Here is a 21,561-nt window from a genome sequence, read left to right on the forward strand (position 1 = left end):
CCTCTATATTTAATATAGAGGGGTTTTTTCGATATTTTTTCAAAAGTTATCTGGAATAAACTATCTTTTATATTTCGTTTTGAAGTTGTTATATGTTAAAATAAATCACATAATATATCTAATCATTCTACAGGGAGAAGTCAATATGTTAAGAAATTCAATAGGAAAAAATATTAATATTCAATTAAATCCACAACAAGAAAAAATAGCTAATCATATAGACGGTCCAGCATTATGTTTAGCTTGTCCTGGTAGTGGTAAAACAACTACACTTCTTATTCGAACATATAATCTAATAGCAAATAGAGGAATTCCAGCCAATAAAATATTATCTATGACTTTTTCTAGAGCTGCTGCTAAAGACATGGAAAGCAGGTTTAAAAAATTTTTTGGCTCTCACATAAAAATAAACTTTTCAACAATTCATGCTTTTGCTTACAGGGTTTTACGACAGGTTTACTCTAAAATATATAGTAATGATTTTCAGCTTATTGAATTAGATGGAAAAAAGATAAGTATACTTAAAAACATTTATCAGCATTTTAATAAAAGCTTCATTAATGACGATAAGCTAGAGGAACTTGAAACGTCTATTAGCTTTATAAAAAACCTATGTATCCCTGTTGAAAACTATAAAGATTATCATATAAAAATACCAAATTTCCTTGAAATCTTTTATGCTTACGAAAGCTATAAAAAACGAAATTACTTTATAGATTTTGACGATATGCTAACTCTTACACTTGATATATTTAAAACCTATCCGAAGGTATTGAACTATTATCAAAATAAATATTCATATATACAAATAGACGAAGCACAGGATACTAGCAAAGTTCAACATGAAATCATAAAACTTCTCGCAAAAAAGCATAACAATATATTTATGGTATGTGATGATGATCAATCCCTTTATAGATTTAGAGGTGCTGACCCATCATTTTTAACAAAAGAATGTCATCAGATTTGGTCTAATATAAAAATATACTTTATGGAGCAAAATTATCGTTCTACAAAAAATATAGTATCTATTAGCAATAAGTGTATTATACATAATAAAAATAGATACCCTAAAAAAATGTTTACAAATAACCTTTCAAAAAGATCAGTAAAAGTAGTTCATGTTAATTCATCTCAAGAACAAATAGAATATGTAATAAAGCAGATAAAAGGCTTAGAAAATTATAATGATACAGCTATACTCTTTTATAAAAATATATCTGCAATCCCTTTTATAGATGGTCTTAATCGAAATGGAATCAAATTTTATATGAGAGATCATAGAAATTCATTTTTTAGAAATTTTGCAGTACGAGATATTATTAATTTTTTCAAAGTAGCAATCAATCCTTCTGATATGAATTCTTTTTATGATATCTATCATAAAACAAATGCGTTCATATCTAAAAAAATGATAGAACATGCTCTAAAAAATATAAAAAAGGATATTTTTGATAGCTTACTTTCCTATCCTGCTTTGAATCCTAAACAAAAATCAAGAATACGAGATTTAAAAGGTAAATTTTTGATTTTAGCAACAAAAACACCTGATGAAGCCATACATTATATAAAAAATGCAATGGGCTATGAAAAAAGATTGGCAGATTACTGTGAAAAGTTTGGCTATAATCTAACAAATATTCATCATATATTAGATACACTATCTTATATAGGCAGTAAAACCTCTAAATTATATACATTTATAGATAGATTGACTCAAATCGAAGATATTATGCATCAAGCACAGTACAACAAAAACGACAATGCTATTACTTTGTCAACGCTACACAGCTCTAAAGGACTTGAGTTTAAAAATGTATTTTTAATAGATATTATAGAAGGACAGCTTCCTTCACAATTTGCAATCGACCAAGCTGAAGAAGAAGGTTTTTTTGATGACCTAGAAGAAGAACGAAGACTATTTTATGTAGGAATGACACGTGCAAAGGAATATCTAGATATTATTACCTTTAAACATATTCCATCAAGGTTTATCAATGAAATCCTAAATTCTGAATACAATAAAAAGCTATTTGTTGGCTCAAAAGTACACCATCCTCTATTTGGACAAGGATATATAAAAAAAATAACTGATAGTACAATAACTATTAAATTTGATAAAGCAGGAATAAAACAATTGGATAAACAGATCATCATCAATAAAAATTTACTTAAACTTTGTTAATCAAACAAATGATTCATATACTTTTTAAGCACTGCTTTTGTAGGCTCAAATAACTTAATATATTTTAGTTCATCCAAGCCAAACCATCTTAGCTCCTTCATTTCACAAAGCTGTGGCTTTGGTTCTCCTTCAAAGCTACAACATAAAAAAACCTTAGGCTGAACAAAGCTTTTTACTCCTTTTACATAAGCTATTGATTTTACAGTTCCTAAATACTGTAATTTTTTCGCAATAATATTGAACTCTTCTTGCATTTCTCTTTTGGCAGCAGCTTCATGCTTCTCACCATTTTCTAGCTTTCCTCCTGCCATACTCCACCCTTGTCCATCTGTTCTTAATCCTAATAATATTTTATTATTTTTTATAATAAATACTGCACAACACTTGTCAAACACTTGCATAATCAACCATTTCCTTTTTTATTTGAATCTTTACTATAAATTTTTTATATTTATCTTTTACTTAAAATATATTATCATACTTTATTATAGAAATATATATTTAGATATCAAGCTTACATATGCATTTTGTATAACATAGTGAGCTTTGTCATAAGTTCTTTATAATATTTCATCTTTCAGAAGGTTTAATTTACATAAACTAACATATATGTTATAATTTTTATGTTAATTTTTTAACGTTTTTGACTATTAAAAATTTTTTATTTTATTAAAATATATCCAAAAGGAGTGTGGAAAATGGAATGTTGTGGGCAAAAAAAACTTATGGTCGATATAAGCGACCCTAATGTAGATCTTAAAAAGCTAGATCCCATTCTACAAAAGTACAAAGGGATTTCAGGTAGTCTTATTACTATTTTACAAAAAGCACAAGAGCTTTACAACTATTTACCCCTAGAAGTACTTAATTACATAGCTGAAGAAACAGGAGTAAAGCCTGCAAAGGTTCATGGAGTAGCAACCTTTTATACTCAATTTAGATTAACCCCTGTTGGAAAGTATTTGATCATGCTTTGTCAAGGAACTGCTTGTCATGTAAATGGTTCTAAGCTTATAGAAGAAGCAATTTGTGATGAACTAAATATAAAAGAAGGAGAAACAACTAAAGATGGATTATTTACCCTTAATAATGTTGCCTGTCTTGGATGCTGTAGCTTATCTCCTGTTATGATGATAAACGGAGAAACCTATGCAAAGCTTACTCCTGAAAGTGTGAAAAAAATATTAAGGGATATAAAAGAAAAAGAAAAAAGTAGTGAGGAGGTCTAAATCATGAAGATCGTTGTGGGTCAAGGAAGCTGTGGAATAGCAGCTGGTGCAAATAAAGCATATGATATTTTTGAAAGCTCAATAAAAGAAAAAGGTCTTCAGGTAGACCTTACAATTACAGGCTGTATTGGTATGTGCTATTTAGAACCTATTGTAGATGTTTATGATGATAATAATAAAAAGACAACTTATGTAAGAGTCACTCCTAAAATCGCTAGTGAAATTATTGAAAAACATATCATTAAAAAAAATATAGTTAAGGATTATACAATATCAGAAGAAGATTTAAAAGTTTTATCTCAGCAAAAAAGAATCGCTTTAAGAAATTGCGGACACATAAATCCTGAATCTATAGATGAATATTTAAAAAAAGAAGGCTATAAAGCTATTGAAAAATGTGTAAAGGAAATGAGTCCTGAAAAAGTAATTGAAGAAATTAAAATTTCAGGTCTACGTGGACGTGGTGGTGCCGGATTCCCTACTTGGTTTAAATGGAATGCCGCAAAAAATTCTAAAGGTTCTCCTAAATATTTAGTATGTAATGCTGATGAGGGAGACCCTGGTGCCTTTATGGATAGAAGTGTTTTAGAGGGAGATCCCCACAGCCTTATTGAAGGAATGATGATCGGAGGCTATGCTATCGGGGCAAATGAAGGTATTATATACGTTAGAGCTGAATACCCATTAGCTATTGTTCGTCTTAAAAAAGCTATTGAACAAGCACGCGAAAAAGGATTCTTAGGAAAAAACATTTTTGGTTGTAGCTTTGATTTTGATATACGCATAAAAGCAGGTGCAGGTGCTTTTGTCTGTGGAGAAGAAACTGCCCTTATTGCATCCTTAGAGGGAGAACGTGGCATGCCAAGATTAAAGCCTCCTTTCCCTGCACAAAGTGGGTATTGGAAAAAACCTACAAATATCAATAATGTTGAAACCTTTGCAAACGTCCCTTGGATTATTGCAAATGGCGGTCAAGCATTTGCTAATATGGGTACAGAAAAGAGCAAAGGAACAAAAGTATTTGCCCTTACTGGAAAAATAAAAAAAGGCGGTTTAGTAGAAGTCCCTATGGGAATGACTTTAAAAGAAATTATTTTTAACATTGGTGGTGGTATCAAAGAAGATAAAAATTTCAAGGCAGTTCAAATGGGTGGTCCGTCAGGAGGATGTATTCCAGCAAGCCTTGTAGATACTCCTGTTGATTATGAATCTATCAACAAAACTGGTGCTATTATGGGTTCTGGTGGTATGGTAGTTATGGATGAAACTACTTGTATGGTAGATATGGCACGTTTCTTTTTAAATTTTACCCGTGAAGAATCATGTGGTAAGTGTATTCACTGCCGAATTGGTACAAAAAGAATGTTAGAAATTTTAAATCGCATATGTGAAGGAAAAGGAAAAGATGGAGATATTGAATTATTAGAAGAACTAGCTGTAAAAATTAAAGAAGGCTCTCTTTGTGGACTTGGTCAAACAGCTCCTAATCCGGTGCTGAGTACAATCAGATATTTCAGAGAAGAATATGAAAAGCATATTTATGATAAAAAATGTCCTGCAAAGCAATGTACAGCTTTATTAACTTATTCTATTGATCCTGAAAAATGTATTGGCTGTGGACTTTGCGCAAGAAATTGTCCTGTTGATGCAATTTCTGGTGAACTTAAAAAATCACATTACATAGATCCTGAAAAATGCATAAAGTGTGGAAAATGCAAACAATCTTGTAACTTTAATGCTGTTATAGTTGAGTAAAGGGGGGGATTTTCATGGCTAAAGTTAGATTAAATATAAATGGAAAAGAAATAATAGCCCATAGTGGTCAGACTATTTTAGAGGTAGCAAAAGAAAACGGTATTGAAATACCTACCCTTTGCTACGATGAAAGAGTAGAAATATATGGTTCATGTGGGCTTTGTGTAGTAGAAGTTGAAGGAATTCCAAAGCTTCTAAGAGCTTGTGCAACAAAAATCAGTGAAGGTATGGTAGTAAAAACAAATACAAAAAGGGTCAGAGGTTCAAGAAAGATGGCTCTAGAGCTACTTTTATCAGACCATGTTGGAGACTGTAGACCTCCTTGTGTCCTAGCATGTCCAGCAAATACAGACTGTCAAGGCTATGTAGGACTCATTGCAAACGGACAATACAAAGAAGCTATTGAATTAATAAAAGAACAGATTCCACTTCCTGCAAGCATTGGTAGAGTCTGCCCTCACCCATGTGAAGATGCATGCAGAAGACAGCTTGTAGAAGAACCTATATCTATTGCAGCATTAAAAAGCTTTGCAGCAGATATAGACTTAAATAATGCAGAGTCCTTTATGCCAGAATTAAAACCTGCTACAGGTAAAAGTATTGCTGTCATTGGTGGAGGTCCAGGAGGACTTACCTGTGCATACTATCTTGCAAAGGAAGGTCATAGTGTTACAATTTATGAAGCTATGCCAAAGCTTGGTGGAATGCTACGCTATGGAATCCCACAATATCGTCTTCCTAAAGAGATATTAGATCAAGAAATTGCTCTAATTGAAAAGATGGGCGTAAAAATGTTGCCAAATACAAAAATTGGTAAAGATATTCAGTTTGAATACATTAAAAATTGTTATGATGCTGTTTTTGTATCTATCGGTGCATGGAATAGTACAAAGCTAAACTGCCCTGGCGAAGACCTAGATGGCGTATATGGTGGTATACACTTTTTAAGAAAAGTTGCTACTAATCAACCTATAAAAATTGGTGATCGCGTTGCAATCGTTGGTGGTGGTAACACTGCAATGGATGCTTGTAGAACCGCTGTAAGACTTGGTGCAAAAAAGGTTTACAACATTTATCGAAGAACAAAGCTTGAAATGCCTGCAGAAGAAATAGAAATAAGAGAAGCAGAAGAAGAAGGCGTAATCTTCAAAAACCTTACAAATCCTATTGAAATCATAGGTGAATCTGGTAAAGTAACAAAAATAAGACTTCAAAAAATGAAGCAGGGTGAACCAGATGCTAGTGGTAGAAGAAGACCTATTCCAATTGAAGGGGCTGAGGAAATTTTAGAGGTAGATGCTGTAATAGTAGCCATTGGACAAGGAACTGATATAACTGGTTTTGAAGGGCTTCACCTTACTAAAAAAGGTACAATTATTGCAGATGAACATACATACCAAACAAATCTCCCTGGTGTATTCGCTGGTGGAGATGCAACTAATAAAGGAGCTAGCATTGCTATTTCTGCTATTGGAGAAGCAAAAAAAGCTGCTACAGTAATCTGTAGTTACCTTGAAGGAGAAATAAACCCTTATAAAAAGCCTTTCTATGTAGAAAGAGATGATTTAACAGAAGAAGATTTTAAAAATCGTGAAAAATACAGCAGAGCAAAAATGAATCATCTATCTGCTGAAGAAAGAAAAACAAACTTTAAAGAAATCGCAAAAGGCTTTACAGAAGAACAAGCAAAAAAAGAAGCCATGCGATGTCTTGAATGTGGTTGTCATGATTTCTTTGAATGCAAATTAATACAATTAGCAAATGAATATGATGTAAAACCTAAAAGACTATCCGGAGAAGTTCATCATCGTCAAAATGATTTATCAAATGACCATCCATTTATTCATAGAAATCCAGATAAATGTATTCTTTGTGGTCTTTGTGTAAGAATTTGTGATGAAGTAATGGGCAATACTGCACTAGGACTTATTCATAGAGGCTTTGATACTATTATTCAACCTGCCCTTAATCAGCCACTTCAAAATACAAGCTGTATTTCTTGTGGACAGTGTATCAGTGTTTGCCCAACAGGAGCTCTCGGTGAAAAATTAAGCATTGAAAAATCTGTTCCAGTAAAAACAAAAGAGACTCATACAATTTGTTCTCATTGTAGTGTTGGTTGTCATCTTAACTTAAATAGCAAAGGCGATATGCTCGTAAAAGCTATTCCTAATAAAGAAAGTAGCGTAGACAATGGTCTTCTTTGTATAAAAGGTAGATTTGGCTTTGATATAGCTCAAAAAGGTACTCGTATCACCAAGCCTCTAATTAGAAAAAATGGAAAACTTGTTGAGGTTTCTTGGGATGAAGGTATTTTATATACTGCTAAACGCGCTCAAAGTCTTAGTGCTTTATATGGAAATAATTCTTTAGCTGTATCTATTTCTGATAGATATACTAATGAGGAGATCTATCTTGCCAATAAATTTGCAAAAGAAATTCTTGGCACAGAAAATATATGCTCCTTTAATAGATTATCTGGAGGCATTGAGGATGTATTAGGATATGATGCTTCTACAAATACCTTTGAAGAACTACTTTCAGCAGAAACCATTCTCCTTATAGGTTCTGATATAATTAATGATCATACAATAGCAGGTATCAAAATTAGAAAAGCAGTAAAAAGAGGTGCAAAGCTTATTACTATCAATCCATATAAGACAACTGCTGATGAATGGGCATATAAAACTATAACACCTAAAAACGATCTAAGCTTCTTAAAAGAAATGACAAAAGCTTTAATAGAATATGGATTTAATCCTAATAATGCCGAAGGCTTTGAAGAATTAAAGAACAGCTTAAATGATGTAGTCATAAGCCCTGCTGCTAAAGAAGTTGCTGAAATTTATGGAAAATCTAAAAGAGCAATGCTTGTATTTTCACAAAATGACATTACTGTAGATGCTGCAAGATGTATTGCTAATATAGCTGTAATATCTAATCATATAGGTCGTGCTTATAATGGAATTATTCAATTAAAACCAAATAATAACAGTCAAGGTCTTGTTGATATGGGTATTGATGTTGATGCTAAAGAAATTATTGATGGTATTCAAGACAAAGCTATTAAAGGGTTGCTCATATTTGGTGAAGATGTTAAAGGAATCAATTTTAGTAATCTTGAATTCTTAATGGTTCAAGATACCCACTTAACAGAAACTTGTGAGCATGCTGATGTAGTATTGCCTGCTGTAAGCTTTGCTGAATCAAATGGTACATTTACGAATACAGAAAGAAGAATTCAAAAGCTTCATCAAGCCATTCCAGCTATTTGTAAATATCAAAACTATCAAATCATTGAAAAGCTTGCAAATGTGCTAGGTGCAAATATATACTACAAAAATACAGATGAAATTTTTAATGAGATTTCACAAAATATACTAGAGTATTTCAAAGCTAATAAACAAACAGACAAAGAAATATTCTGGCCTGTAGGGAAAGAAAGAATATTATATACAAATGGCTTCAATTTCCCAGAAGGTAAAGCACAATTGCAAACGATCGGCGATGGTCTATTCTTCCATAAAAAAGTTAATACAAACAGCTTAACAAATAGCTTCCTAAAAATCCTTAAAAAAGAAGGATTGATTTAATAAAAAGCCCTGTTCATTCAGGGCTTTTTTATGCACATCTTATGTATTTTTATGTTATAATTAATATTAAATTGTCGCTTTTTTAACAAAAATTGCAGCTATTATGGTATAATCTTGCGAAAGGAGCAAAAAATAATGCGTTATGAGATTGATAAAAATAAATGTATTAGCTGTGAACGCTGTAAAAACATCTGCCCTGTAGATGCTATTGGCGGAGAAATAAAAGAAGGCTTTGTTATTGATCAAGAAAAATGTATACAATGCGGTCAATGCAAAACTGTTTGTCATTTTAATGCAATCATCGAAAATATGTAATATTTTACAACCCCATGCAATTTATCATAAAATTTGCTATCATAGGGGTATATATTTTATACAAAGTTAAAAAGTGAAAGGAGATATATTATATTATGAAAAAACCAACTATATTAATGATCTTAGATGGTTTTGGTCTAAATTCTAACAGCAATGGTAATGCCATAGCTCTTGCTAAAACACCAAACCTAGATCAATATTTTGAAAATTATCCAAACAATCATGTTTATGCCAGCGGGTTAGATGTAGGTCTCCCTGATGGACAGATGGGAAATTCAGAAGTAGGACATTTAAATATTGGTGCTGGAAGAATTGTATATCAAGAATTGACTAGAATTACAAAAGCTATAGAAGATGGTGATTTTTTTGAAAATCCTGCTTTCTTAGAAGCTATTGAAAATGCTAAAAAGCATGATAGTGCTCTTCATCTTTGGGGATTACTATCAGATGGTGGTGTACACAGTCATAACACTCACCTATACGCACTCTTAGAGCTTGCTAAAAAGCATGGTCTTACAAAAGTATATATCCATGCATTTTTAGATGGTAGAGATGTTCCGCCTTCTAGTGCCATAAAATATATAGAAGAATTAGAAAACAAAATATCAGAAATAGGCGTAGGAAAAATAGCTACCATTTCTGGTAGATACTACGCTATGGACCGAGACAACAGATGGGAAAGAGTAAACCTTGCTTATAATGCGATAGTTTTAGGTATAGGAGAAAAAGCAAACTCTGCAAAAGAAGCTATTGAAAATTCATATGACAAAAATGAAGTAGATGAATTTGTAAAACCTACAGTAATTATGTCAGAAGATGCTCCTGTGGCTCAAGTTTCTGAAAATGATTCTATCATCATGTTCAATTTTAGACCTGATAGAGCAAGAGAAATTACAAGAACATTTGTAGACAAGGATTTTACTGGTTTTGAAAGAAAAAATGGATTCTTCCCTGTTCACTATGTATGTATGACTCAGTATGATGCAGCTATGCCAAATGTATCTATTGCTTATCCTCCGCAAAAGCTAGTAAACACTTTAGGAGAATTCGTATCTAGTCTTGGACTAAAGCAGCTTCGTATTGCTGAAACAGAGAAATATGCTCATGTTACTTTCTTCTTAAGTGGTGGAGTAGAAGAACCTTATGCAGGAGAAGAAAGAATCTTAATTCCTTCTCCAAAGGTTGCAACCTATGATTTAAAACCAGAAATGAGTGCTTATGAAGTCACTGAAAAATTAATAGATGAAATCAAAAAAGAAAAATATGATTTAATCATTGTAAACTATGCAAACTGCGATATGGTAGGTCATACGGGTTCTATTGATGCAGCAATCAAAGCTGTAGAAACAGTAGATGAATGTGTTGGCAAAGTCGTTGATGCTACAATAAGTGTTGGTGGTCAAATTCTTCTTACAGCTGATCATGGAAATGCAGATGAAATGATTGATGAAAATGGAAATACAATCACTGCTCATTCTACAAATCCAGTACCGATTATTCTTATAAATGCTTCTGAAGAATACGGTATTATGGAAGGAAAGCTTGCAGATATTGCCCCTACACTTTTACAAATGATGGGTATAGAAAAGCCTGAGGAAATGACAGGTACATCTCTTTTAGTACCTGTTGCAGAAGCTGTAGAAGCATAATAATTTTCTATAAAAATAGGTAGCTATGATAGTCTAACTTTTAGACATATATCATAACTACCTATTTGTTTTAAAAATTATATATTTCAGTATTTTTAACCACTAAATCCTATTCCCACTCAATAGTTGAAGGTGGCTTACTCGTTATATCATAAACGATTCTATTTACATTATCCACTTCATTTACAATTCTATTTGATATTCTTTCAAGTACTTCATATGGAATCCTTGCCCAATCTGAAGTCATACCATCACTACTTGTTACAGCTCTTATAGCTACTGCATGAGAATACGTTCTTTCATCTCCCATTACCCCAACACTTCTGATGTTAGGCAAGCAAGTAAAATACTGCCATATTTTGCGATGAAGGTTTGCTTTTCTTATTTCTTCTCTTAAAATTGCATCTGATTCTCTTACTATATGAAGCTTCTCCTCTGTGATTTCACCAAGAACTCTTATCGCAAGCCCTGGTCCAGGGAAAGGCTGCCTCCATACAATTTCTTCTGGAATTTCTAATTCTTCTCCGACCTTTCTTACCTCATCTTTAAATAATTGTCTTAAAGGTTCTATTAATGAAAACTCCATATCTTCAGGAAGACCACCTACATTGTGATGACTTTTTATAACAGATGCTGTATCTGTTCCGCTTTCAATAACATCTGGATAAACTGTTCCTTGTACTAAATAATCTATTTGTCCAAGCTTTGAAGCTTCTTCTTCAAATACACGAATAAATTCTTCTCCTATAATTTTTCTCTTTGTTTCAGGATCTGTTACACCTTTTAGTCTTCCTAAGAATCTTTCCTGTGCATTGACTCTTATCAAATTCATATGGAATTTTTCTTTAAATATTTGTTCTACTTGATCTCCTTCATTCTTACGAAGAAGTCCATGATCTACAAAAATACAAGTTAATTGATCTCCTATAGCTTTATGCACCATCACTGCTGCTACAGATGAATCTACTCCCCCTGATAATGCACAAAGTACTTTTTTATCTCCTACTTTTTCTTTTATCTCTTTTATACTTTGTTCAGTAAAGTTATGCATATCCCAATCTCCACTTAAACCACATACTTCATATAGGAAATTTTTTATCATTTCTTTTCCTTTTTCAGAGTGCTCTACCTCTGGGTGGAATTGTACTGCATATAATTTTTTATCACGATTTCTCATAGCTGCTACAGGGCAATGTTCTGTAGTAGCTGTAACTTCAAATTCTACTGGTGCTACCTCAATAAAGTCCGTATGGCTCATCCAACATTTAGAATCATCAGGAATATCTACAAATATACCTTCTCTATTTTTTATACGCAATGCTACTCTTCCATACTCTCTTGACTGAGCTCTACTTACCTTTCCACCAAATAAATGTGCCATTAATTGTCCACCATAGCAAATCCCAAGTACTGGAATTCCTAATTCAAATATTTCTTTACTAATTGTAGGAGCATTTTCTGCATATACGCTAGCAGGTCCTCCTGTAAAAATAATCCCCTTAGGATTTTTTTCTCTTATTTTTTCCAAAGAAGTAGTATAAGGAACTACCTCACAATAAACCTTTGCTTCCCTTACACGTCTAGCAATTAATTCCTTATATTGTCCTCCAAAGTCTATAACAAGTACTAATTCATGACTATTCATAACTTCCTCCTTTAGTCTCTTACACTATAATTTGGTGCTTCTTTTGTAATAGTAATATCATGCGGATGGCTTTCTTTAAGTGAAGCTGCTGTAATTTTGATAAATTTTCCATTTTTTATTAAGTCCTTGATATTTGCTGCTCCACAATAGCCCATTCCAGCTTTTAATCCACCAACCATTTGATATACAATATCTTTTAATTTCCCTCTATATGGAACCATTCCTTCTACACCTTCAGGTACAAACTTTTTGGCATCCTCTTGGAAATATCTATCCTTGCTTCCAGCAGCCATAGCTCCCAAAGATCCCATCCCTCTATATACTTTAAAGCTTCTTCCTTTATAGATTACTGTTTCTCCTGGACTTTCTTCCGTTCCAGCAAATAAAGATCCCATCATACATACTTCTGCACCAGCAGCAATAGCCTTTGGAATATCTCCAGAATATTTGATTCCTCCATCAGCAATTATAGGTATATCATACCTTTGAGCAACTGCTGCACAATCAGCTATTGCTGTAATTTGCGGTACGCCAATCCCTGCAACTACCCTTGTCGTACAAATAGATCCAGGTCCTATTCCAACCTTTACAGCATCTGCTCCAGCAAGAATTAATTCCTCTGTTGCCTCCCCTGTTGCCACATTTCCTGCAATCAATTGTACTTCCTTAAAAGCTTCTTTTATTTTCTTTACTGCATCTAATACCCCTTGTGAATGACCATGAGCCGTATCAATAACTATTACATCTACACCTGCTTTTATTAAAGCTTTTGCTCTTTCCATCATATCTCCTGTAATACCAATTGCAGCACCAACAAGCAGTCTTCCTCTTATATCCTTTGCTGAATTTGGATATTGTATTGCCTTTTCAATATCCTTTATTGTTATAAGCCCTTTTAAATATCCTTCATCATCTACAATTGGAAGCTTTTCTATTTTTCTACTCTTTAATATCTTTTCTGCCTCTTCCATAGATATACCTTCTCTTGCCGTAACCAAATTCTCTTTTGTCATAGCATCTCCAATTTTTTTGTTTACATCATTTTCAAATCTTATATCTCTGTTTGTCAATATTCCTACTAATTTTTTATTCTCATCTGTGATTGGAACACCTGATATATGATACCTTTCCATTAATTCTAATGCATCTGCAATCACATGATCTGGTGATAAGTAAAAAGGATCTACAATAACACCGTGCTCGCTTCTTTTTACTTTATCTACCTCTAAAGCCTGCTCTTCAATAGACATATTCTTATGAATAATCCCAATGCCACCTTCTCTAGCAATAGCAATAGCAAGCTTTGCTTCTGTTACTGTATCCATTCCCGCACTCATTAAAGGAATATTCAATTTTATTTTTTTTGTAAGTCTTGTTTTTGTATTTACATCTTTAGGTAGTACATTAGACTTTTGAGGTACCAATAGCACATCATCAAATGTTAATCCTTCTTTTATAAATTTTCCTTCCATCTTATCCTTCCTTTCTGTTTTCCTATGTTTTATTTATATTTTTTACAATATATACAAAAAAATCCATGTAATATTTCACGAGTGAAATTATTACATGGTTTATCTACAAATCCACTATATATATAATAATTCCACTCATAGTCAGATCATTTACGGTGATCTTGTAGAAACATCCAAGCCATATCCTTGGACATATATGAGAGGCAATCAATATTTATTTTTCTATATAAAGTATCAAATATTCACCATCCTGTCAATATAAATTAAGGAAAATTAATATATTCGCAATATTCATATTATATAAAAAGAGAATAGCTAATCGAGCTATTCTCTTTCATTTATTACATCATACCTGGCATTCCGCCGCCCATTCCTGGCATTGCAGCACCTGCATTTTCTTCTTTAATATCTGCAACAGCAGCTTCAGTTGTTAGAAGCATTGCAGATACAGAAGCAGCATTTTGAAGTGCTGAACGAGTAACCTTTGTTGGGTCAACAATACCTGCTTCTATCATATTTACATATTTTTCATTTAATGCATCAAAGCCTACGCCGATTTCACTATTTTTAACTTTCTCTACAATTACAGATCCTTCTAATCCTGCATTAGCAGCGATTTGTCTAACTGGTTCTTCAAGAGCACGTCTAATAATAGTTGCACCTGTTTTTTCATCTCCATTTAATGTTTCTATTAGCTTTTCTACAGCATCAATAGTATTGATTAATGCTGTACCACCACCTGCAACAATACCTTCTTCAACAGCAGCTCTTGTTGCGTTTAATGCGTCTTCAATTCTTAATTTTCTTTCTTTTAATTCAGTTTCAGTAGCTGCACCTACTTCGATTACTGCTACACCACCAGAAAGCTTTGCAAGTCTTTCTTGTAATTTTTCTTTATCAAAATCAGAAGTTGTTTCTTCAATTTGAGTTTTAATTTGTCTTATACGATCTTGAATCGCTTGCTTATCTCCTGCACCATCAACTATTGTTGTATTTTCTTTGTCGATTTTAACAGAATTTGCACGACCTAGCATATCTAAAGTAGTTTCTTTGATATCTAATCCTAATTCTTCAGAAATTACAGTACCACCTGTTAGAACTGCAATATCTTGAAGCATAGCTTTTCTTCTATCTCCAAATCCTGGAGCTTTTACAGCAACACATTCAAATGTTCCTCTTAATTTATTTACAACTAATGTAGCTAATGCTTCTCCTTCAACATCTTCAGCAATAATCAATAATTTTTTACCTTGTTGTACTATTTTCTCTAATACTGGAAGAATATCTTGAATATTTGTTATTTTCTTATCTGTAATTAATATATATGGATTTTCAAGTACTGCTTCCATTTTTTCAGCATCTGTTACCATGTAAGGAGATAAATAACCTCTATCAAATTGCATACCTTCAACTACTTCTAAAGTAGTTCCCATTGATTTTGCTTCTTCAACAGTAATAACTCCATCTTTTCCTACTTTTTCCATAGCTTCTGCAATCAAGTTACCAATTGTTTCATCTGCTGCAGAGATAGATGCAACTTGTGCAATAGCTTCTTTGCTTTCAATAGTTTTAGAAATCTTTTTAATTTCTTCTACTGCAACATCTACAGCTCTTTGGATACCTTTTTTAAGAATCATTGGGTTTGCACCAGCAGCAACATTTTTAAGTCCTTCTCTAATAATAGCTTGCGCTAATAATGTAGCTGTAGTAGTACCATCTCCAGCAACATCATTTGTCTTTGTAGCTACTTCCTTTACAAGTTGTGCACCCATATTTTCATAAGCATCTTCTAATTCTATTTCGCGAGCTATAGTAACACCATCATTTGTAATAAGTGGTGAACCAAACTTTTTATCTAAAATTACATTTCTTCCTTTTGGTCCTAATGTAACTTTTACAGTATCCGCCAATTTGTTTACACCAGCTTCTAATTTACGGCGTGCATCCTCACAAAATTTAATCTCTTTTGCCATAAATAATCCCTCCTATTATGTAATCTATTTTTATTACTCAACTACTGCTAAAATATCACTTTGTCTTAAAATTGTATACTCAACACCATCGTATTTTACTTCTGTTCCTGCATATTTAGAGAAAATTACCCTGTCTCCTACTTTTACTTCCATTTTTACTTCTTTTCCATCTACCATTCCACCTGGTCCTACTGCTACAACTTCAGCCATTTGTGGTTGTTCCTTTGCTTGTGTTGGAAGAACAATACCACTTTTTGTTTTTTCTTCTGCTTCAAGTTTTTTAATGACTACTCTGTCACCTAATGGTTTAATGTTCATGAGTAACCCTCCTTATATATTTCATTTATAATTTTTACACTTTATTAGCACTCACTAAGGTTGAGTGCTAATTATAATGTATTATATCTATATCTATTAATCAAATCCTATTATATTATATTTTAAACCCATATTCCATATTTTATTTCATTTTTTTAAATTTTATTCCATTTTTTCATTAAATCTATTTTTTTCTTTTGTTTTCTCTTTTTCTCTTGTTTTATAAAAATCATTACAAAAAAAGCCGATAAATTCTATCGGCTAATATCTTATAAAGCATGTAAACATTATACCTTAAATTTAGCTACTTCCTCTTTTAATTTATCCACACTTTTCTTTGATCTTAAAACTTGTTCCACAACTTCATTTGACTTACCATTTACCTCAACAGCTCTATTTGCTATATCTGTAGTTCCCATTGCACCTTCGTTAGCTGCTGAAGCAACACTCTCAATAGCAACTAAAACATTTTTTATAAAAGCTAAAAGTTCTTCAGAAGTAGTACTAAATTCATTTACCAGCTCATCTACAAACTTTGCATCTCCATCATATTTTTCTGCTAAATCTAACATAACCTTATAATTATCCACTACATCTGTAGACATAAAAGTAAGCAAACTATTTGAACTGCTCGAAAGATTATCTACTGAATTTATAACTTTAGTTGTTACATCTTGAATTTTAAGCACAGTATCTTTTGATTGCTCTGCAAGCTTTCTTATTTCTTCGGCTACAACTGAAAAGCCTCTTCCTGCTTCTCCAGCTCTTGCCGCTTCAATAGCAGCATTTAATGCAAGTAGGTTCGTTTTTTCTGTTATCTGCATTATAGATTCGGACAAGATATGAATTTGTTCAACTACCTTTGAATTTTTTATTGCCTCTTCAAGTTCTTTTTTTGTATTAGTAAACACTTCATATATTTTCTTTTGAGCAGCATGAATATTTTCTTTAGTATTTTTTGCCCTCTCACTTATTTCACTAGCAGCAATTGCACCTTCTTGAGATCTCTTTGTCATAGTTTGAACTGCTATTTCAATTTCTTGAGATGTTGCTGTCATTTCTTCTGATGAAGCAGCCATCTCTTCCATACTCGCTGCAAGTTCTTCTGTTGTTGCCGAGATCTCTCCTAAATTATCATTTAACACATACATATGATTCATAACATATTCTACTTCGCCTTCTATAACTATTGATTCACTTTTAATACTATTCATCAAATTCTTCAATGAATTTTTCATATTATTAATACTATTCATCATAGCTCCTATTTCATCTTTTCTAACTAAATACTTATGATCAATCTCCTTAGAAAAATCTCCCTCTGCAAGTAATTGTAAATAATCAGAAGTTTTTATAATAGGAGTAGTAATCCTCTTTACACTAACGCTAATGAAAACAATTGTTATAATTAACACAATTATTAAAGCAATTAAAATTTTAAAAAATATATTTTGAGCATCTGCTATTAATTCATTTTCTGACATAAATGATGCTAAAACCCAATCTATACCATCCACTCTATATAGATTTGTAACATATTTTTCTCCATCAATAGTTATATTAAAAGTCTTTAAATTCTTATCTAATATCTTATCTAATCCTTCTATCCCAACTTCTTCTATTCTTTTAAAATTATTATCAGGATTATTCCCATCTGCTAAAATAATACCTGTATTATGTGCCAGCATAAAAAATCCTGTTTTACCTATTTTCATTTTATTTAGCATATCACTAATGACTGACTGTTCAACATCAATTCCTATTACTCCAAGCAAATTTCCATCTTTATCCGCAAATGACCTCACATTGCTAATATTTACAGACTTGTCCTCGAGTGACAAATATGGAGCTGTTCTTTTTATAGAACCATTTCCACTTAAAGCAGTTTTATACCATACTCTTTTTGTTGGATCATAATTTTTTTCTACAACACCTTCTGGATATACTAAATAACCACCATCTTTAGTTGCTAAATATACATATTTTGTCCCTTTATGGGTATTAGCATAATGCTTAAACATCTCAAAAATCTCTTGTTCTACTCCTCCATTTCTCGAAGGAGTTATCTGAATTTTTTCGTTATTATTTTTATATGTAGTAATATTATTAACAGATTGAAGGACCAATGGATGCTTTGCAAACATATTTATATCATTATCTATTTGGTCATAAAATATTTTAATTGTTCTTGCTACTGTCTCCATACGTTCATTAGAATTAGCAAAATAATCTTTTCTAGCTTTTGTACTTACTTGATATTTTACAATTCCTCCAATAGCTATTAACAAAACTAAAATAATCATTATAGATATAGCTAAAAATTGTGCTTTAATACTTCTAAATCTTTTAAACATTACAAATGCCTCCTTATAAATTAAATCTATCAAATAAATATTAGTTTAAATTATTTGTGAATGTATATCTTCTTGTACTTTACACTCAAACCACTCTGGTATATTTGCACGATTGGTATAACAAAAATACGGTTTTATCAAATCTACTCTTGCTTTATAAGCAGACCATTTATCAGGATAATCCTTTAAAAAATTTATCAAATGCTGTGGCTTTATTTGAAATGTTTTCTTTTTGCCAAAACGTCTTCCTTTAATAAATCCATCTCTAATCCATCTATAAATTAAGCTAGGATTTTTATTTAATAAATACGCTATATCTCCAGTAGTTAAAAATTCACCATTAGCAATCCTTTCTGGTCCAAGCTTTAGTTCAATAGCTTTTTTCTTAACTGAATGAATACTTCTATTCAATTCATTTGCTATATCATAAGCAGGACTCTTTCCCCAACGATCAATCAAATAGTCTACTTCACACTCCTTCCAATGCTTTATTTGTTTTGTTAATCCTAATCTTTTTGCCTTTTTAAAAATAGAATCCTTGCTTCTGTTTAAATCATCAGCTATTTTATTAATACTTTTTTTAGCATAGTTACAAATTAAATAGTTCGTCTCATCTTCTGTCCATTTTTTATATGTCATAATAAACGCCCCCCCTATTTATTCCATAACAATATTCTTATAAACAACAGTTGCTCAATTCAATCTAAATTTTATATCTCAATGAGCAAAACAAACAAAATAAAAATAGTCCATAATAAAAGTCAAAATAATCTTTTATTATGGACTATTCAAATTGCAAATAAATCATTTGATTTAAATAGTTATTCCATAAGCTTTTTTAAATTTTAATTTTCAAAACTATAAAATACTTAATATAAAAACAGCTTATATCCTTTCATATATCTGTTTTTATTTATTAAGATTTTTTACCAGAAATCTATAACAATAATACCATTTTTATTATATTTTGTCAAATAAACACAGATATAATATTAATCAATAATATTCAATACAATTCTTTCATATTTTTCCTTTGGACATATTTCTATGCTTTTTACTACTACATTTCTATTCATTAATTCTGATATTTGCTTTTCAATGTCTAATTTTGTATTTTCATATATAGTTTTTCTTATAATCTCTATAAACTTAAAATTTTGTCCAACACGCAATAAATTTTCTTCAATAACAGTTAAATTTTCCTTAGATAATATTTCTATTTCTTTTCCTTTTATAAATGCTTGTATAAGTTTTGCACCTTTGCCAGTTACACTTTTTAAATGCTTTGAATACAAATTTCTAATTTGAAGCTCTAATTCACTTTTTTTATCTGCTGTTAAAATAAATTCATGATCTACTACTAATATATTTTTGTTGTATTCTACTTCTTCAATGACAATATCTTTTAAAGTATTCATCAATGCATCTACATCAATAGGTTTTATTAAATATTTTTCTATTTTTAAATCAACCGTCTCTAAAATAGTTTGAGAATCTGATAATGCTGAAGTAATAACAAATGGACATTTATTGCCATCATTTCTGATTTTTTTCATCATTTCAATCCCACTCATATCTGGCATTACTAAATCAGTTATGATAACATCAGGTTCATACTCAATAAATTTACGAATCCCATCTTCACCATTTTCTGCTAATATCACTTTTCCAACTCTTTTTTTTAAAAATCTAAAAACCTGATTTCTTGTAATAGGTTCATCTTCTACATATAACACTTTTATATTTTGTAATATATTTACCTTTTCCAAAATCACCCCTCCTATATACCCATAGGAAAACTTAAAGCAATTCCTTTTTCTCCATCGTTGTTGATTAGTTTAATATTCCCTTTTATTTTTTGTTCAGTTATATTTTTAATCATTAATAAATTATTAAGATGAAAATCTATAGTTTTATATTTTTCTTGATTATATTGTAATAAAATAATCACGTTTATTCTTTCATCATATTCATCGATACGAATATGTAAAGCTCTATTATATATATCGAAAGCTTTTTTACAATATTCTATTATTTCATATAGAATATAATAGATCAGCTGTGCAAATTCATTTAAAAATCCATGCATTTTAATATTTTTATTTGTATCGATATTTATTTTAATATGATCTTTTTTTATTTTTTCCTCCATAATTTCTAATGTTAGCTCAATAGACTTTTTTACTTCAAAAAATTCACTTTTATATTCCTGTTCAAAAAAAACTTGAAATTTTTCTATTTTTTTTGATAAGTTTTTTATAATCTCCCATATTTCTTGATAATAATCCTCTAAATCAATCTTATCCTCATACTCACTTTTTATTTCATCTATTAGATTTATAATGCAAAAGTTCAAGCTGTTAAGAGGCTGTCTCCACATATGTGATAAATTCGATATAATATCTGATATATTCATGATTTTATCATTGTAAGTTTTTAAAGCATCTTTTGTTTTTATTTTGTTAATATTATCTAATAATTTCGTGATATTCTTTATTACAATGCACATCCTATTTAGCTCATTTTCTTTAATCAAGTGATAAAGCGTAATTTCCCAAAAAACTGTATCTTCTTTTACTAAAATTTCTTTTTCTGATATAACACTATATTGTCCCTTTTCTTTTTTTATATAAAAGCTTACACTGCTCTTTGTCTTATTTTTATATAAATAAGCACCTTTTTCTTTATAAACCCTTGCAATTTTTTCATCATACAATTCAAATATATTTTTACCTATAATTTCATCAGCTGAACGCTGTAAATGTTTACTATACGCCGTATTAATATCCTTTATATAAAATTCAAATTCATTATTATTTTCTCTTATTTCTATTTCTAGTATGGCATCTACGAATTGGTCTAGATTATTAATTAAACTGTAAATTTCCTCAGACTCTTCTTGATATGCTATTAATTTTTCGTTCAAAAATTTTTTCCCCCTTTACCTCTAAGATAACTCCATTCCTAAAAAAGGAACTATATCCATTATCTATACTGCAATTCGATATAAAAATAAAAAATAGTACAGCCTTTTATTATTTAATATCCTAACACAAGGATATCAAACCCCCAT

Annotated in this window: 15 protein-coding genes and 1 riboswitch; of the genes, 6 read left to right on the plus strand and 9 right to left on the minus strand. The window is 31.1% G+C overall.

The genetic code is table 11. The features are described from left to right. Positions 1-145 precede the first annotated feature (145 nt). Positions 146-2,185 carry an ATP-dependent helicase gene (locus KVH43_RS02025; protein ID WP_218283245.1) on the plus strand — a complete coding sequence of 680 codons (2,040 nt, stop codon included), beginning with the start codon at positions 146-148 and terminating at the stop codon, positions 2,183-2,185. Here the strand turns inward: KVH43_RS02025 and KVH43_RS02030 are convergent. After that, the gene (locus KVH43_RS02030) at positions 2,182-2,586 is read right to left on the minus strand and encodes an NUDIX domain-containing protein (protein ID WP_218283246.1); all 405 of its coding nucleotides are present in this window, start codon (positions 2,584-2,586) and stop codon (positions 2,182-2,184) included. The genes KVH43_RS02025 and KVH43_RS02030 overlap by 4 nt on opposite strands. Before the next feature lie 297 nt (positions 2,587-2,883). Here KVH43_RS02030 and nuoE point away from each other — a divergent pair, with 297 nt between their 5' ends. From nuoE to gpmI, 5 genes are all read left to right on the plus strand, one after another. Further along, positions 2,884-3,414, plus strand: a complete 531-nt coding sequence (nuoE, locus tag KVH43_RS02035; RefSeq protein ID WP_218283247.1) for an NADH-quinone oxidoreductase subunit NuoE — start codon at positions 2,884-2,886, stop codon at positions 3,412-3,414. A 3-nt stretch (positions 3,415-3,417) separates the two neighbouring features. After that, on the plus strand, positions 3,418-5,169 hold the full coding sequence (gene nuoF, locus KVH43_RS02040) for an NADH-quinone oxidoreductase subunit NuoF (protein WP_218283248.1): 1,752 nt from the start codon (positions 3,418-3,420) through the stop codon (positions 5,167-5,169). A gap of 14 nt (positions 5,170-5,183) precedes the next feature. After that, positions 5,184-8,762 (plus strand): NAD(P)-binding protein, encoded by a 3,579-nt coding sequence (locus tag KVH43_RS02045; RefSeq protein ID WP_218283249.1) that lies wholly within the window; start codon positions 5,184-5,186, stop codon positions 8,760-8,762. Positions 8,763-8,897: 135 nt separating this feature from the next. Next, positions 8,898-9,077: a 4Fe-4S binding protein gene (locus tag KVH43_RS02050; protein ID WP_218283250.1), complete on the plus strand. Its 180-nt coding sequence runs from the start codon at positions 8,898-8,900 to the stop codon at positions 9,075-9,077. Positions 9,078-9,172: 95 nt separating this feature from the next. Then, complete coding sequence (gpmI, locus tag KVH43_RS02055) at positions 9,173-10,726, plus strand: 2,3-bisphosphoglycerate-independent phosphoglycerate mutase (protein WP_218283251.1); 1,554 nt, start codon at positions 9,173-9,175, stop codon at positions 10,724-10,726. Between the two features lie 109 nt (positions 10,727-10,835). Here gpmI and guaA read toward each other — a convergent pair whose 3' ends face one another. The 8 genes from guaA to KVH43_RS02095 all read right to left on the minus strand — a co-directional run bounded on the left by guaA (position 10,836) and on the right by KVH43_RS02095 (position 21,414). Next, positions 10,836-12,371 carry a glutamine-hydrolyzing GMP synthase gene (gene guaA / locus KVH43_RS02060; RefSeq protein WP_218283252.1) on the minus strand — a complete coding sequence of 512 codons (1,536 nt, stop codon included), beginning with the start codon at positions 12,369-12,371 and terminating at the stop codon, positions 10,836-10,838. 11 nt (positions 12,372-12,382) lie between these two features. Beyond that, on the minus strand, positions 12,383-13,843 hold the full coding sequence (gene guaB / locus KVH43_RS02065) for an IMP dehydrogenase (RefSeq protein ID WP_218283253.1): 1,461 nt from the start codon (positions 13,841-13,843) through the stop codon (positions 12,383-12,385). A 118-nt stretch (positions 13,844-13,961) separates the two neighbouring features. Further along, positions 13,962-14,063, minus strand: a riboswitch (purine riboswitch). Positions 14,064-14,184: 121 nt separating this feature from the next. Continuing rightward, the gene (groL, locus tag KVH43_RS02070) at positions 14,185-15,816 is read right to left on the minus strand and encodes a chaperonin GroEL (protein WP_218283254.1); all 1,632 of its coding nucleotides are present in this window, start codon (positions 15,814-15,816) and stop codon (positions 14,185-14,187) included. 33 nt (positions 15,817-15,849) lie between these two features. Continuing rightward, entirely contained in the window at positions 15,850-16,134 is a 285-nt protein-coding gene (gene groES, locus KVH43_RS02075) for a co-chaperone GroES (protein WP_218283255.1), read from the minus strand. 287 nt (positions 16,135-16,421) lie between these two features. Next, entirely contained in the window at positions 16,422-18,488 is a 2,067-nt protein-coding gene (locus tag KVH43_RS02080; RefSeq protein WP_218283256.1) for a methyl-accepting chemotaxis protein, read from the minus strand. Positions 18,489-18,533: 45 nt separating this feature from the next. Then, the gene (locus KVH43_RS02085; RefSeq protein ID WP_218283257.1) at positions 18,534-19,127 is read right to left on the minus strand and encodes a helix-turn-helix domain-containing protein; all 594 of its coding nucleotides are present in this window, start codon (positions 19,125-19,127) and stop codon (positions 18,534-18,536) included. A gap of 353 nt (positions 19,128-19,480) precedes the next feature. Then, positions 19,481-20,257, minus strand: a complete 777-nt coding sequence (locus tag KVH43_RS02090) for a response regulator (protein ID WP_218283258.1) — start codon at positions 20,255-20,257, stop codon at positions 19,481-19,483. A gap of 11 nt (positions 20,258-20,268) precedes the next feature. Next, positions 20,269-21,414, minus strand: coding sequence for a transcriptional regulator (locus tag KVH43_RS02095; RefSeq protein ID WP_218283259.1), 1,146 nt, complete (start codon positions 21,412-21,414; stop codon positions 20,269-20,271). Positions 21,415-21,561: the final 147 nt, after the last annotated feature.

The organism is Crassaminicella indica (genome assembly GCF_019203185.1).
GTDB classification, from domain to species: Bacteria; Bacillota; Clostridia; order Peptostreptococcales; family Thermotaleaceae; genus Crassaminicella; species Crassaminicella indica.